The sequence below is a fragment of the Reyranella sp. genome (assembly GCF_965227665.1).
GTDB lineage: Bacteria > Pseudomonadota > Alphaproteobacteria > Reyranellales > Reyranellaceae > Reyranella.
Genome location: NZ_OZ245767.1, coordinates 5,410,644 through 5,422,622, shown reverse-complemented (window position 1 = coordinate 5,422,622; position 11,979 = coordinate 5,410,644). Strand labels below are relative to the sequence as shown.

General features: G+C 65.3%; 15 protein-coding genes. 6 read left to right on the top strand and 9 right to left on the bottom strand.

What is annotated here, in order from left to right; all coding sequences use genetic code 11:
* The first annotated feature begins 46 nt into the window (after positions 1-46).
* Both ACO07I_RS26215 and ACO07I_RS26210 read left to right on the top strand, forming a co-directional pair.
* Entirely contained in the window at positions 47-1,249 is a 1,203-nt protein-coding gene (locus ACO07I_RS26215; RefSeq protein WP_422012701.1) for an ABC transporter substrate-binding protein, read from the top strand.
* 194 nt (positions 1,250-1,443) lie between these two features.
* Complete coding sequence (locus ACO07I_RS26210; RefSeq protein WP_422012699.1) at positions 1,444-2,640, top strand: ABC transporter substrate-binding protein; 1,197 nt, start codon at positions 1,444-1,446, stop codon at positions 2,638-2,640.
* Positions 2,641-2,718: 78 nt separating this feature from the next.
* On the opposite strand, the gene ACO07I_RS26205 is transcribed toward ACO07I_RS26210, so the two are convergent.
* Positions 2,719-3,042: a hypothetical protein gene (locus ACO07I_RS26205; protein ID WP_422012697.1), complete on the bottom strand. Its 324-nt coding sequence runs from the start codon at positions 3,040-3,042 to the stop codon at positions 2,719-2,721.
* Complete coding sequence (locus tag ACO07I_RS26200; protein ID WP_422012695.1) at positions 3,039-3,356, bottom strand: hypothetical protein; 318 nt, start codon at positions 3,354-3,356, stop codon at positions 3,039-3,041. The genes ACO07I_RS26205 and ACO07I_RS26200 overlap by 4 nt, the downstream gene beginning before the upstream one ends.
* Before the next feature lie 60 nt (positions 3,357-3,416).
* On the opposite strand from ACO07I_RS26200, the gene ACO07I_RS26195 reads away from it, so the two are divergent.
* Both ACO07I_RS26195 and ACO07I_RS26190 read left to right on the top strand, forming a co-directional pair.
* Positions 3,417-4,211, top strand: coding sequence for an SDR family oxidoreductase (locus ACO07I_RS26195; protein WP_422012693.1), 795 nt, complete (start codon positions 3,417-3,419; stop codon positions 4,209-4,211).
* Positions 4,198-4,956, top strand: a complete 759-nt coding sequence (locus ACO07I_RS26190) for a glucose 1-dehydrogenase (protein ID WP_422012691.1) — start codon at positions 4,198-4,200, stop codon at positions 4,954-4,956. The genes ACO07I_RS26195 and ACO07I_RS26190 overlap by 14 nt, the downstream gene beginning before the upstream one ends.
* A gap of 74 nt (positions 4,957-5,030) precedes the next feature.
* Here the strand turns inward: ACO07I_RS26190 and ACO07I_RS26185 are convergent, their stop codons facing one another.
* From ACO07I_RS26185 to ACO07I_RS26170, 4 genes are read right to left on the bottom strand one after another with little or no spacing between them, the layout of a single operon-like run.
* Positions 5,031-5,915, bottom strand: a complete 885-nt coding sequence (locus ACO07I_RS26185) for an alpha/beta fold hydrolase (RefSeq protein WP_422012689.1) — start codon at positions 5,913-5,915, stop codon at positions 5,031-5,033.
* Entirely contained in the window at positions 5,915-6,676 is a 762-nt protein-coding gene (locus ACO07I_RS26180; protein ID WP_422012687.1) for an ABC transporter ATP-binding protein, read from the bottom strand. Before ACO07I_RS26180 ends, ACO07I_RS26185 begins: the two co-directional genes overlap by 1 nt.
* Entirely contained in the window at positions 6,673-7,434 is a 762-nt protein-coding gene (locus tag ACO07I_RS26175) for an ABC transporter permease (RefSeq protein WP_422012685.1), read from the bottom strand. Before ACO07I_RS26175 ends, ACO07I_RS26180 begins: the two co-directional genes overlap by 4 nt.
* Positions 7,434-8,363, bottom strand: coding sequence for an ABC transporter substrate-binding protein (locus tag ACO07I_RS26170; RefSeq protein ID WP_422012683.1), 930 nt, complete (start codon positions 8,361-8,363; stop codon positions 7,434-7,436). The genes ACO07I_RS26175 and ACO07I_RS26170 overlap by 1 nt, the downstream gene beginning before the upstream one ends.
* Positions 8,364-8,499: 136 nt before the next feature.
* Between ACO07I_RS26170 and ACO07I_RS26165 the strand changes: the two genes are divergently transcribed.
* A complete protein-coding gene (locus ACO07I_RS26165) occupies positions 8,500-9,240 on the top strand; it encodes a 2OG-Fe dioxygenase family protein (RefSeq protein WP_422012681.1) in 741 nt (246 codons plus the stop codon).
* A gap of 9 nt (positions 9,241-9,249) precedes the next feature.
* Here the strand turns inward: ACO07I_RS26165 and ACO07I_RS26160 are convergent, their stop codons facing one another.
* Genes ACO07I_RS26160 through ACO07I_RS26150 form a run of 3 tightly spaced genes read right to left on the bottom strand, consistent with a single transcriptional unit; the run spans position 9,250 to position 11,239 of the window.
* Positions 9,250-10,077: a hypothetical protein gene (locus ACO07I_RS26160; protein WP_422012679.1), complete on the bottom strand. Its 828-nt coding sequence runs from the start codon at positions 10,075-10,077 to the stop codon at positions 9,250-9,252.
* Entirely contained in the window at positions 10,077-10,430 is a 354-nt protein-coding gene (locus ACO07I_RS26155; RefSeq protein WP_422012677.1) for a hypothetical protein, read from the bottom strand. Before ACO07I_RS26155 ends, ACO07I_RS26160 begins: the two co-directional genes overlap by 1 nt.
* Positions 10,431-10,462: 32 nt before the next feature.
* Entirely contained in the window at positions 10,463-11,239 is a 777-nt protein-coding gene (locus tag ACO07I_RS26150; RefSeq protein ID WP_422012675.1) for an SDR family NAD(P)-dependent oxidoreductase, read from the bottom strand.
* Between the two features lie 151 nt (positions 11,240-11,390).
* Here ACO07I_RS26150 and ACO07I_RS26145 point away from each other — a divergent pair, with 151 nt between their 5' ends.
* Positions 11,391-11,960: a hypothetical protein gene (locus tag ACO07I_RS26145; RefSeq protein ID WP_422012673.1), complete on the top strand. Its 570-nt coding sequence runs from the start codon at positions 11,391-11,393 to the stop codon at positions 11,958-11,960.
* The last annotated feature ends 19 nt before the right edge of the window (positions 11,961-11,979 follow it).

Here is an 11,979-nt window from a genome sequence, read left to right as displayed (position 1 = left end):
TCATGGAATCGGGGAACAAGAAAACCTAGTGGAGGAAATCGAAGTGATGCGTACGTTTTGCGTAAAGGCCGCCCTTCTCGGCGGCGTGTTCAGCCTCGCCGCCCTGCCCGTGCTGGCGCAGCAGACCAAGGTCACCAACCAGGGCATCACGCCCACCGAAATCGTCCTGGGCACGCACCAGGACCTCTCGGGCCCGATCAAGTCCTGGGGCGTGCCCGTCACCAACGGCATGAAGATGGCCGTCGACGAGGTCAACGCGGCGGGCGGCATCAACGGCCGCAAGCTGAAGCTGATCGTCGAGGATGTGGGCTACGATCCCAAGCGCGCCGTCCTCGCGACCCAGAAGCTGGTCGAGAAGGACAAGATCTTCGCCATGCTGGCGCCGCTGGGCTCGCCCACCGTGCTCGCCGCGCAGGACATCCTGCTCGAGGCTGGCGTCCCGCAGCTGTTCCCGGTCACGTCGGCCGAGTTCACCTACAAGATGGACCCGAAGAACCCGCAGGACCGGCTGAAGTTCAACAACGTGCCGCCCTACACCGAGAGCGTGCGCGCCGGCGCCCGCCACCTGATGCAGGAGAAGGGCAGCAAGAAGCCCTGCGTGATCTACCAGGACGACGAGTTCGGCAAGAACGTGCTCGACGGCTTCAACCAGGCCGTCAAGGACGCCAAGCTGACCGCCGCCTCGGTCACCAGCTACAAGCGCGGCGCGTCGGACTTCTCCTCGCAGGTTGCGAAGATGAAGTCGGATGGCTGCGATCTGGTCGTGCTCGGCACCATCGTGCGCGAGACGGTCGGCGTCATGGCCGAGGGCCGCAAGATCGGCTTCTCGCCGATCTACTTCGGCAGCACCGCGGCCAACGTCGTCGAGGTCCCGGCGCTCGGCAAGGAAGTCACGGAAGGCTTCTATGCCGTGGGCGGCATGGAGATCCCCTATCGTGACACCTCGACCGGCAAGGCCAAGGAATGGGCCGAGGCCTACTACAAGCTCTACAACATGGAGCCGAACACGCAGTCGGCACTGGGCTACAACGAGGTCATGACCTTCGCCCACTATGCCAAGCTGGCAGGGAAGGACCTGACGGGCGCCAAGTTCCTGGCGGCCATGGAGTCCGGCGACGTCTTCCAGGACATCTTCAATTCGCCGCCGGTGAAGTTCTCGCCCACCGAGCACCTCTCGGCCACTGTCTATCTCCTGCAGCAGGTAAAGGACGGGCGCTGGGTCGTCCTGAAGCGCGACCTCAAGAACTAGAAGACTTCCCATCGATCGCAGAGGCCCGGGCTTGTCCCGGGCCTTTTTTTGCCTGACGGAATCGTTCGTTTCGCCGTGCATAATCGCTGCGAAACTGATCTAATTCCGCACAAGTCGCGCAAAGCGACGACGGAGCGGGTCGTGCGCGCCGCCCGCCTGACAAACAAAGAGCGCAGCAGTGGAGGAAACGAACGATGCATCTCAAGGCATTCGCGGTGACGCTTGCCTGCACGACGACGCTGGCGGCCATGCCGGCTCTCGCGCAGACCAAGGTCACCAACCAGGGCATCACGCCCACAGAGATCGTGATCGGCACCCATCAGGATCTCTCCGGCCCCATCAAGACCTGGGGCGTTCCCGTCGCCAACGGCATGAAGCTCGCCGTCGAGGAAATCAACGCGGCGGGCGGCATCAACGGCCGTAAACTGAAACTGATCATCGAGGACAGCGCCTACGACCCGAAGAAGGCGGTGCTCGCCAGCCAGAAGATGATCGAGAAGGACAAGGTGTTCGCCATGATCGGCGGCATGGGCTCCGCGCCCGTGATCGCCGCACAGGACATCCTGTTCGACGCGGGCGTTCTCCAGCTCTTTCCCCTGACCGCCGCCGAATTCACCTACAAGTTCGACGCCGGCAAGCCGCAGGAACGGCTGAAGTTCAGCAACCTGCTGCCCTATGTCGAGAGCACCCGCGCGGCCGTGAAATACATGGTCGAATGGAAGAAGCCCGCGAAGCCCTGCCTGATGTACCAGGACGACGAGTACGGCAAGAACGTGCTCGACGGCTTCACCCAGCAGCTCGACGCCATGAAGTTGAAGCCCGCCTCGGTCACGACCTACAAGCGCGGCGCCTCCGACTTCAGCGCCCAGATCGCCAAGATGAAATCCGACGGCTGCGACCTGGTGGTGCTCGGCACCATCCTGCGCGAGACGATCGGCGCCATCGCCGAGGCCAAGAAGCTCGGCTGGGACGTCACCTTCCTCGGCGCCACGCCGACCAACATTCCCGACACGATCACGCTCGGCAAGGACGTGGTCGAGGGCTTCTACGCCGCCGGCGCCTTCGAGACACCCTATGCCGATACGGCCAAAGGCAAGGTCAAGGACTGGGTCGAGGCCTACAAGAAGATGTTCGGCACCGACGCCAACACGCAGTCCGTCATCGGCTACAACGCCGTCATGACGTTCGCGCACTATGCCAAGCTCGCGGGCAAGGACCTGACCGGCCAGAAGATGCTCGACGCGCTCGAGTCGGGCGACCCGTACCTCGACATCTTCAGCTCCCCGCCCAGCAAGTTCTCCAAGACCAACCACCTCGCGAACACCATCACGCAGGTGCAGCAGGTCAAGAACGGACGCTGGGTCGTCATCAAGGAAGGCCTGGGTTTCTAGCCCTTCACGCCTGCCACAAACAAGAAACCCGGACGGGCGACCGTCCGGGTTTTTCTTTGGGCGCCACCAGGTCGTGCGTCAGACCGGCGGTACCGGCACCTTGTTGCGGCGGAGTTCCTGCTGCAGCACCGGAATGGCTGCGCCGGTCTGGCCCTCGTGGCACTGGGCGATCGCCACGCGCGCTTTGAGGTCGGCGTCGGTGTTGTCGTCGTCGCCCGCGCTGTCGCCCATGCCGCTCGCGACATACTCGCCATAGGCCCAGCTCAGCTTGGTGCAGTAGGCGGCGGCCTGCGCCGCGGTCATGCCCGGGGGCGGCCCGCCCGCCGTCTGGGTGCAGGCTCCCGCGAGCAGCGACAGAAGAATCAGTCCGGAAAGCCGGACCAACTGACGATGGGCACTCACGGGGGCGGAACCTCGACCTTGTTGTTGCGCAATTCCCGCTGCAGCACCGGAATGCCCGCGGCGGTGTTGCCATCCTGGCACTGGGCAACCGCGACACGGGCGTCGATATCGGACTGGCCACCGCCCCTGCCGACGCCGCCCATCGACGTGGCCAAGCCGGCGACATATTCGCTGTAGACCGTCGTGAGCTTCGCGCAATAGGCCGCGCCTTGTGCCGCCGTCATGCCGGGCGGCGGTCCACCCGCAGTCTGTGTGCAGGCGGCCAGAACGGCCGGCGCGACCACACATCCGAGAATACTCGTCCACTTCTGCATGCAATCCTCCGCGAGGATAGGCTAACGCAACGCGCGTCTAGCGGCTATGATGACGTCGATATGAGCGATGAACTTTCCGGGAGAGTGGCGGTCGTCACCGGCGGCGGTTCGGGCATCGGCGCCGCTTCGGCCGCCCTGCTCGCTGCAGCCGGTGCCTCCGTAATCGTGGCCGACCTGGCCGAGGACTCGAAAGAGACACAGGCTGGCCGTTTCGTCATGCACGACGTCGCGTCGGAGGAGTCCTGGCAGTCCCTGCTGGCCGACATCCTCCAGCGCGAAGGGCGGCTCGACATCATGGTCAACAATGCCGGCGTCTCCGGCGGTCCCGGCAATCCCGAGACCACGACCGTCGAGAACTGGCAGAAGGTCCAGGCGATTAACTCCGAGGGCGTGTTCCTTGGCTGCAAGTACGCCATCCAGGGCATGAAGCATCTCGGCGCGGGCAAGACCGCCCCCGGGGGCTCGATCGTCAACATCTCCTCGATCGCCGGCCTGGTCGGCGGCGCCGGACCCACGGCCTACACTGCCAGCAAGGGCGCGGTGCGGCTGCTGAGCAAGAGCGTCGCCCTCTACTGCGCCGAACAGAAATACGGCATCCGCTGCAACTCCGTGCATCCCGGCGGCGTCGACACGGCGATCTTCAACCCGCTGTGGCAGGCGGTCGGCCGCGACCAGGGCAAGGCGTTCCTGGGCTCCCGCCACCCGATCGGCCGCATGGCCGAGCCGCAGGATCTCGGCGAACTCGTCCTGTGGCTGGCCTCGGACCGCTCCTCCTTCGTCACCGGCGCGGAGTTCACTTCCGATGGCGGCATCACCGCCGGACTGCAGAGGAGGTCGCTCCTTGCCCCGTCTTGAGAACAAGGTCGTCCTGCTGAGCGGCGGCGCGTCGGGCATCGGTGCGGCGACCGCCCGCATGATCGTGCGCGAGGGCGGCAAGTCCGTGCTGGCCGACCGCGACGAAGCCAAGGGCCGCGCCCTGGCGGCAGAGCTTGGCGACGCGGCGCATTTCGTGGCGCTCGACGTCGTTCAGGAAGAGAGCTGGCAGGCCGCCGTTGCGGCCACGGTCGAGAAGTTCGGCGCGCTGCACGGCCTGCTGAACGCGGCCGGCGTCGGCGTGCGCAACTCGATCGAGGACTGCACACTCGCGGAATACCGCCGGGTCAACGACATCAACTCGCTGGGCACGTTCCTCGGCTGCAAGCACGCCATCCCGGCGATCAAGGAGTCGGGCGGCGGCTCGATCGTCAACATCTCCTCGGTGCTGGGCCTGCGCGGCGCGGCCTACGCCATGGCCTACTGCGCCTCCAAGGGCGCGGTGCGCACCCTCACCAAGAATGTGGCGCTGCACTGTGCCCAGCAGAAGTACAATATCCGCTGCAATTCCGTGCATCCCGGCTACATCGACACACCGATGATCGCGCCGCGGCTCGACTCCAACGTCGGCAACATGACCGGCCGCCAGGCGCTGGAGGAACTCCACCCGCTCGGCCGCCTCGGCCAGGCCGACGAGGTGGCGAACATGATCCTGTTCCTGCTGTCGGACGAGTCGACCTTTTCGACCGGCTCGGAATTCGTCTGCGATGGTGGGCTGACAGCTTAGCGCGTTCAGACGCGCTGGCGGGCGGCAGCGCCTTCAGAGGCGCGAGAGCCCGCACCTCTCCACGAAGGCATGAATCAAGACTTCATCCCCGTGATCGAGCCCGAGACGGCACGCGGGTCGCGCTTAGGCCAGCGGCCGGCTTCGACCTGGACGATGAAGTCGCCGACGATGCGGTTGAACTGGTCGGGATCCTCGAGATTGATCGTGTGGCCGCAGTTCGGCATCACGGCCAGCGCCGCCGACGGGATCTCGCGCTTCATCAGCATCGACGGGGCCAGGCAGGGCCAGTCCTCATCGCCGGTCAGCACCAGGGTCGGCACCGTCATCGCCCGCATCTTGTCCACAAGATCGTAGAGAGAAGGCCGCTCGCCCTGGCAGCCAAGCTGGGTATTGGCCGACCCCAGCGCCGAATGCTCGGCCAGCGCCTTCTTGAATTCGGCGAAGCCGCGCGGGTCCTTGTTCTCAAACTGAACGCGTGTCGGGCCGTACGCGTATTTTTCCGCGAAGGCTGCCATCCCCTCCTCGGTCAGCGACTTGGCCACGATGCCGACCTCGGCCTTGAACTTCGCCGTCTCGTGCTTCTCCGCGCCATAGCCGACGCCGGCCACGACCAGCGAGCGCGCCCGGGTCGGATGCCGGAACCCGAAATGCAGGCTCGCGAAGCCGCCCATCGAGAGGCCGACCACGTGAGCCTTTTCGATCTTGAGATGATCCATCACCGCCAGGATATCGTCGGTGGCGCGGGTCTGGCTGTAGCTCTCGGGCTTCTCCGGCACATCGGACGGCGGATAGCCGCGCGCGCCGTAGGTGATGCAGCGATAGCGCTGGCCGAAATGGCGCATCTGCATTTCCCACGAGCGGTGGTCCGCGGCGAATTCGTGCACGAACACGATGGGCGCGCCGGCTCCCGTCTCCTCGAAGTAGAGCTTCACGCCATCATCTGTCGTCGCATAAGGCATCAGTCGATCTCCCTGTCGGCGCCGACCAGCCCGCGCAGCTCGCGGGCCAGGGCAACGAATTCCGGCAATTGTGACGTACGCGGCCGTGGCAAATCCACCTTGATGTCTGCCGCGATGCGGCCCGGCCGCGGGCTGAAGACGAGGATGCGATCGGCCAGCAATAGCGCCTCGTCGATCGAGTGCGTGACGAAGAGCACGGTCGTGCGCTGCTTCTCCCAGATCTGCAGCACCTCGTCCTGCAGCTTGCCGCGCGTCTGGGCATCGAGCGCGCCGAACGGCTCGTCCATGAGCAATGCCTTCGGACGCGTCGTCAGCGCGCGCGCGATGCCGACCCGCTGGCGCATGCCGCCCGAGAGTTCGTGCGGATAGCGGTCGGCGAAGCCCGTGAGGCTGGTCATCTCGATGAACTGCGTGGCCGTGGCCCGACGTTCGGCAGCCGGCGTGCCGCGCGCCTTCATGTTGAACTCGACGTTCTTCTGCACCGTCATCCAGGGGAAGAGACCGTGGTCCTGGAAGACGATAGCCGCTTCGGGCGACGGGCCGTCCAGTTCGCGGTTGGCGATCACGATCTGCCCCGAGGTCGGCTTCTCGAGCCCCGCCACCATCTGCAGCAGGGTGGACTTGCCGCATCCGGATCGGCCGAGCAGGCAGACGAAGTCGCCGGCATCGCACGCGAAGTCGATGCCGCGCAGCGCCTCCACGGGTTCGGTCTTCCCGGGATAGATCTTCCCGACGCCGATGCATTCCAGGAACTTGCTCATTCGGGCGATGCCGTGAGGCCCTCCTGCCAGCGGCAGACATGGGCACGGACCATACGCACCGCCTGGTCGGCCAGCAGGCCGATGGCGCCGATCACGATGATGCCCGCGATGATGAGGTCGGAGCGAAAGGTGAGCTGGGCATTCAGGATCATGTAGCCCAGCCCCGACTTCACCGCGATCATCTCGGCCGTCACCACGGTGAGCCAGCCACCGCCCACCGCCAGGCGAAGGCCGGTGAAGATCGCCGGCAGCGAGGCTGGCAGGATGATGTCCTTCATCACCAGGAACTCGCTGGCGCGTGCCGCCCGCGCCACCTTGATGAGCGTCCGCTCGATGCCGCGCACGCCGAAGATCGTGTTGATCAGCAGCGGCCAGGTACCGGCCAGGAAGATCAGCGCGATCGCCGGCTTGTCGCCGATTCCGAGGAACAGCAGCGCCATAGGAATGAGCGCGATCGGCGGGATCGAGCGGAAGATCTGGATCGACCAGTCCGTCATCGTGTCGAGCAGGCGGTACCGGCCGATCATCAGCCCGAGAGGCACCGCAAACAGGAAAGCAAGCGAGATGCCCACGGCCACGCGGCTGATGCTGGCCAGCGCATTGCCGAGCACGGTATCCCAATCGTCGATGAAGACCATCAGGACCTTCGCCGGCGGCGGCAACAGGACCGGCGGATAGACCTTGGCCTGCACCGCCAGCTCCCAGGCGAGCAGCAGCAGCGCCAGGGGCAGAAGCCCCAGCGCCCGTCGGAACTGCATCAGACGAAACCGAGATTCAGGAAGTTGTCCCAGTCGGGCTCTTTCTCCAGCATCTTGTCGTCGATCATCATCTTGGCCAGCGACTTGAGGCCGGTGACGAAGGTAGGGCCGGAGTCGGCGCTGAAGAACAGGTTCTTGGTCGAGAGCTCGGCCACTTCCTTGGTCATCTTGAACTGCTTGATCGTGGTCTCGATCGCGATCGAGGGATTGGCCGCCATCTCCTTGGTCGCCTTCACGTGGGCGGCCACCATCTTCTTCGTGAGATCCGGGTCCTTCTTCACGAAGGCCGAGGACGCGACGAAGCCCAGGTTGGTCTTGCCCATGGGGGAATCGTACGGCACCCACAGGCGCTTGCCCCAGCCGTTGACTTCGGCCAGCGCGGCATAGGGTTCGAACACGCAGATGGCAGCGACGTCACCGCGCATCAGCGGGATCGGCTGGTCCTGGTTGTCCATGAAGGCCATCTCGACCTTTCCGAACACGCCCTCCTGCTTCAGTTTCCAGTTCAGCGACACCAGGCCGATCGAGCCGTTCTGCACGGCGATCTTCTTGCCGACGAGATCCTGGAAGCTCTTGATCGACGGCTGGGCCAGCACCATCCAGCCGCCATCGCAGCCATTGGCCAGCACCTGCATCGGAAAGCCCTTGGTCGCGACCTGCATGGTAGCGGAAAGACCGCCATTGCCGATATCGACATCGCCCGAGGCAACGGCCTGCATGCGTTGCACCAGCGAGGGAAACATGACCAGCTCGAGGTCGATACCTTCGGGCTTGAGCAGCGCCGGCATCAGGAAGGCGGCGTTGGTCGTGGTGGTGAAGGCCGAACCCATCTTCACCTTGCGAAGGTTCTGTCCGAGCGACGCACGCGAAACGATGGCAGGGGCGGCAAACGAGAGGGCAGCGGTGGCGAGGAGCTTGCGTCGCAACATGTGTGAATCTCCATGAGCCGCGAAGGCGGCAGGGCAGCGGGGTCGCAGCGCGCTCTGCAATCGGTGGGCCAATCCCTAGAAACCTTCATGCGCCTCAGATGCGGAATGATGGCGCCGTAATGCTAAGGTTACTGACATGAGTGAAATCGGTACCGGCCTACAGAACGCATCGGGCATCCGCGCCGCCGTCGAGCGAGCGGGTTATGCCTTCGTCGAAGCCTCCGACATGCGGACGGCCCTTGCCCGCTTCGGCTCGCTCGCCGACTGGCCGGTATTCGCCGAGAGCTGGAACGATCTCGACGTCGACACCTACATGGGCGATGGCGGTCGCTACCGGAAGCGCCGCTTCGGCGTCTACGCGGCCGAGCGCCAGGGCGCCATCGTTCGCGGCCCGCATCAGCCGCACTATCAAGGCCTCGACTACAACAACCTGAACGGTGGCATCGAGCGCTGGTTCAAGCCGGTCAGGGACGAGATCGGCGACGGCGCATCGATGCGCACCATCCTCGAATATTGCCGCGCCCTGTTCGGCCGCCTCGCACCCGAGGCGAAGAAATGGCACATCGAGATCCACCAGTTTCGCATCGAGGCCAAGACCGGCGAGGCCGGCAAGCCGACACCGGAAGGCATGCATCGCGACGGCGTCGACTATGTGATGGTGCTGCTGATCAACCGTCGCAACATCGCCAGTGGTACAACGACGGTGCACGATCTCGACAAGCGCGCCCTGGGCAGCTTCACCCTCACCGACCCGCTCGACGCCGCACTCGTCGACGACTCCCGCTGCTATCACGGTGTCACCCCGGTCGAGCCGGAAAACCCGGCCCAGCCCGCCTACCGCGACGTGCTGGTGGTCACCTTCAAGAAGAAGCCGTAGCGGTGCCGGTCAGGCACCGAGCAGTTGGAAGCTGCCGAGTGTGCAGCTGACCGCGAAGATCGGGACCGGTTCGCAGAAATCCACCGTTCCTTTCGCACCTTTCGCTGCGGCTGCGGCGGCGATGAAGGTCCTGATCTCGAAGCCGCCCTGGCCCGCTTCGCGATAGGTCTCGGCGTCGCTGTAGGAAAGCAGTGCCTCGCGGTCGTTGGCCGCCCAGCGCCGCAGGAACTCGCGGTCCCACTCCTGATTGATCTTGCCCGAGTCCGGCGTCGCCGGCCAATGCGAGAGGCCGCCGGTGCCGATCAGCGCGATACGTTCCGGAACGGAGTCGGCAGCCCGTCGTAGCGCTTCGCCGAACGCCCAGGCGCGGGCCAGCGGCGCGAGCGGCGGGCCCTGGCAGTTGATGTTGGCCGGCACGATCGGCAGGTCGTAGTCGGGCGTCAGGAAGTGCAGCGGCACCGAGATGCCGTGATCGAACTGCCATTCCTCGGCATAGGCCACGTCGACCGTCTGCATGACGGTCTCGATCAGCCGACGCGACAGATCCCTGTTGCCGGGTACGGTCGTGCGCCGGATGCGCAGGAACGCCTCGTCCTCGATCGGGCCTTCGTAGCTGTCGGCCATGCCGATGGCGAAGGCCGGCATGTTGTTCATGAAGAAGTTTGCGAAATGCTCGGCCGCGATCACGACCAGCGCGTCGGGCCGGGTGGCGCGAATATCGTCGCCCATGCGGCGGAACGCGCCCTCCAGTGCCTGCCGCGTCTGGGTGTCGGCCCGCTCGGCGCGGCCGGTGATTCCGGGGGCATGGCTGCAGGCGCCGCAATAGACCAGGGGCATCAGCGTATCTCCCGCTCGGCCTTGAGCCGGGCATCGTGCGCCTCGACGCCTTCGTAGCCGGTTGCGGCATAGACGCCTTCGCGCACCGGCCCGTGGTCCCGCAGTCCCTGCCGCATCCGTTCGAGATAGTCGGTCCATTCGATGCGATGCAGCGCCGCGAAGTGCATCAGGAGCTGGCCGTTGACGCCCAGCACGTAGAGAAGCCCGATGTCGGGCTTCACCAGCGCGCCGATCTCCTCCTGCGTGAGATCGTATTCGCCGATCACGGCGTCGCGACGTTCGGCGTAGCGCTGCCGGGTGCGCGGGTCGCGGTTGAGCTGATAGATCAGCTTCTGGACCTGGTAGAGGCTCATCCCCAGCCCTCCCGCGATTCCGGACGGCGCGGTTACCCGCCGCTGCCGATGGTCACGCCGGCATCGGCGATGATGGTCTGGCCGGTGATGAAGGCGCCGGCCTTACCGGCCAGCATCACCGCGATGCCGCCGATATCGTCCGGCTCGCCGATCCGGCCGAGCGGCGCGCCCTTGAGGCGGACGGCGAGATAATTGGGATCGTCCCACAGCGCTTTGGCGAAGTCGGTCTTGACCAGGCCCGGCGCGATCGTGTTCACGCGGATATTGTCCTTGCCGTATTCGACGGCGAGATTGCGCGCGAGCTGCATGTCCGCGGCCTTGGAGATGCCGTAGGCGCCGATCACCGGCGTGCCGCGCACGCCGCCGATCGACGAGACGATGATGATCGAGCCGTCCTTCTTGGCGCGCATGTCGGGCAGGCAGAAATTGATCAGCCACATGCTCGACAGGATGTTGTTGTGCATGACCTTCATGAACACGTCGTCGGGCAGCTTCTCGTTCGGACCGTAATAGGGGTTGGAGGCGGCGTTGCAGACGAGGATGTCGACCGGGCCGAGCTGCTTGTTGGTTTCGGCGATCAGCTTTTCGCACTGCGCCTTGTCGGAGATGTTGCAGGGAATGACGATGGCCTCGCCGCCGGCCGCCTTGATCTCTGCCGCCGCTTCCTCGCAGGCCGGCGCCTTGCGGCTCGAGACCACGACCTTGGCCCCCTGCAGCGCGAGATGCAGGGCGATCGACTTGCCGATGCCCTTGCTCGAGCCGGTGACGACGGCGACCTTGCCGGTGAGGTCGAAAAGCGGCGATGCCATTGAGCTGTCCTCCAGAAGATTTCGCCTTCTTCTGTGGCATGAACGCAAGGAATCGAAAACCCCGCAACCACGGTCCGTGTCGCTCACGAAGGCCTGACTTGCCCGAACCGCCGGGGCGCCCCTAGCTTCGGCCAGCCCACGGGAGATTTCGATGCGCATTGCCACACGGATCGGCGCCGTTCTTGCCAGCCTCGTCGCGTTTCCGGTCCTGGCGCTCGCTGCCACGATTGGCGGCAACTACTATGCGCCTCAATACGATTATCGCGAGTTCTTCGCCGCCACGGATGGAAAGAACTTTCCGGTCATCCTCGCGGGGGCCGCTTTCCCCGGAGTCGATCCCGCCGTCGTTGCGCGCGACCTGCTGCCCGCGATGCAGAGGGCCAAGCCCCGCCCCGCTCTGACGTTTACCTACGACCGGCCCCTTCCCCCGCCCAGCCCGGACTACCGGCTGGTGCTGGTGTTCGACCCGGCCAACAATCTGAACGCCGATCCCGTCTGCGCGGGCGAGCCACCGCGCTTCCAGGCGGGCAAGCCGGGTCGCTTCTACGTCTATGCGATCTACTGCCGGAACGCCCAAGCCCTGTCCTTTACCACCGCCTGGACACAGGCGACCGGACCCACCGATCCGCGCATCGAACAGCTGTTCCGGGAACTGTTCATGGTGGTTTTCTCCGACCAGCAGCAGCGTTTTTCGCAGGCAAGCCCGATCTGGATTCCGTAAGCGCCGATCACGCCCCTTG

Excerpts from the sequence above, each read along its gene's own strand:
- ACO07I_RS26215 (WP_422012701.1), top strand. The coding sequence starts at position 47 with ATGCGTACGTTTTGCGTAAAGGCCGCCCTTCTCGGCGGCGTGTTCAGC.
- ACO07I_RS26210 (WP_422012699.1), top strand. The coding sequence starts at position 1,444 with ATGCATCTCAAGGCATTCGCGGTGACGCTTGCCTGCACGACGACGCTG.
- ACO07I_RS26200 (WP_422012695.1), bottom strand. The coding sequence starts at position 3,356 with ATGCAGAAGTGGACGAGTATTCTCGGATGTGTGGTCGCGCCGGCCGTT.
- ACO07I_RS26195 (WP_422012693.1), top strand. The coding sequence starts at position 3,417 with ATGAGCGATGAACTTTCCGGGAGAGTGGCGGTCGTCACCGGCGGCGGT.
- ACO07I_RS26185 (WP_422012689.1), bottom strand. The coding sequence starts at position 5,915 with ATGCCTTATGCGACGACAGATGATGGCGTGAAGCTCTACTTCGAGGAG.
- ACO07I_RS26180 (WP_422012687.1), bottom strand. The coding sequence starts at position 6,676 with ATGAGCAAGTTCCTGGAATGCATCGGCGTCGGGAAGATCTATCCCGGG.
- ACO07I_RS26175 (WP_422012685.1), bottom strand. The coding sequence starts at position 7,434 with ATGCAGTTCCGACGGGCGCTGGGGCTTCTGCCCCTGGCGCTGCTGCTG.
- ACO07I_RS26170 (WP_422012683.1), bottom strand. The coding sequence starts at position 8,363 with ATGTTGCGACGCAAGCTCCTCGCCACCGCTGCCCTCTCGTTTGCCGCC.
- ACO07I_RS26165 (WP_422012681.1), top strand. The coding sequence starts at position 8,500 with ATGAGTGAAATCGGTACCGGCCTACAGAACGCATCGGGCATCCGCGCC.
- ACO07I_RS26160 (WP_422012679.1), bottom strand. The coding sequence starts at position 10,077 with ATGCCCCTGGTCTATTGCGGCGCCTGCAGCCATGCCCCCGGAATCACC.
- ACO07I_RS26155 (WP_422012677.1), bottom strand. The coding sequence starts at position 10,430 with ATGAGCCTCTACCAGGTCCAGAAGCTGATCTATCAGCTCAACCGCGAC.
- ACO07I_RS26150 (WP_422012675.1), bottom strand. The coding sequence starts at position 11,239 with ATGGCATCGCCGCTTTTCGACCTCACCGGCAAGGTCGCCGTCGTCACC.
- ACO07I_RS26145 (WP_422012673.1), top strand. The coding sequence starts at position 11,391 with ATGCGCATTGCCACACGGATCGGCGCCGTTCTTGCCAGCCTCGTCGCG.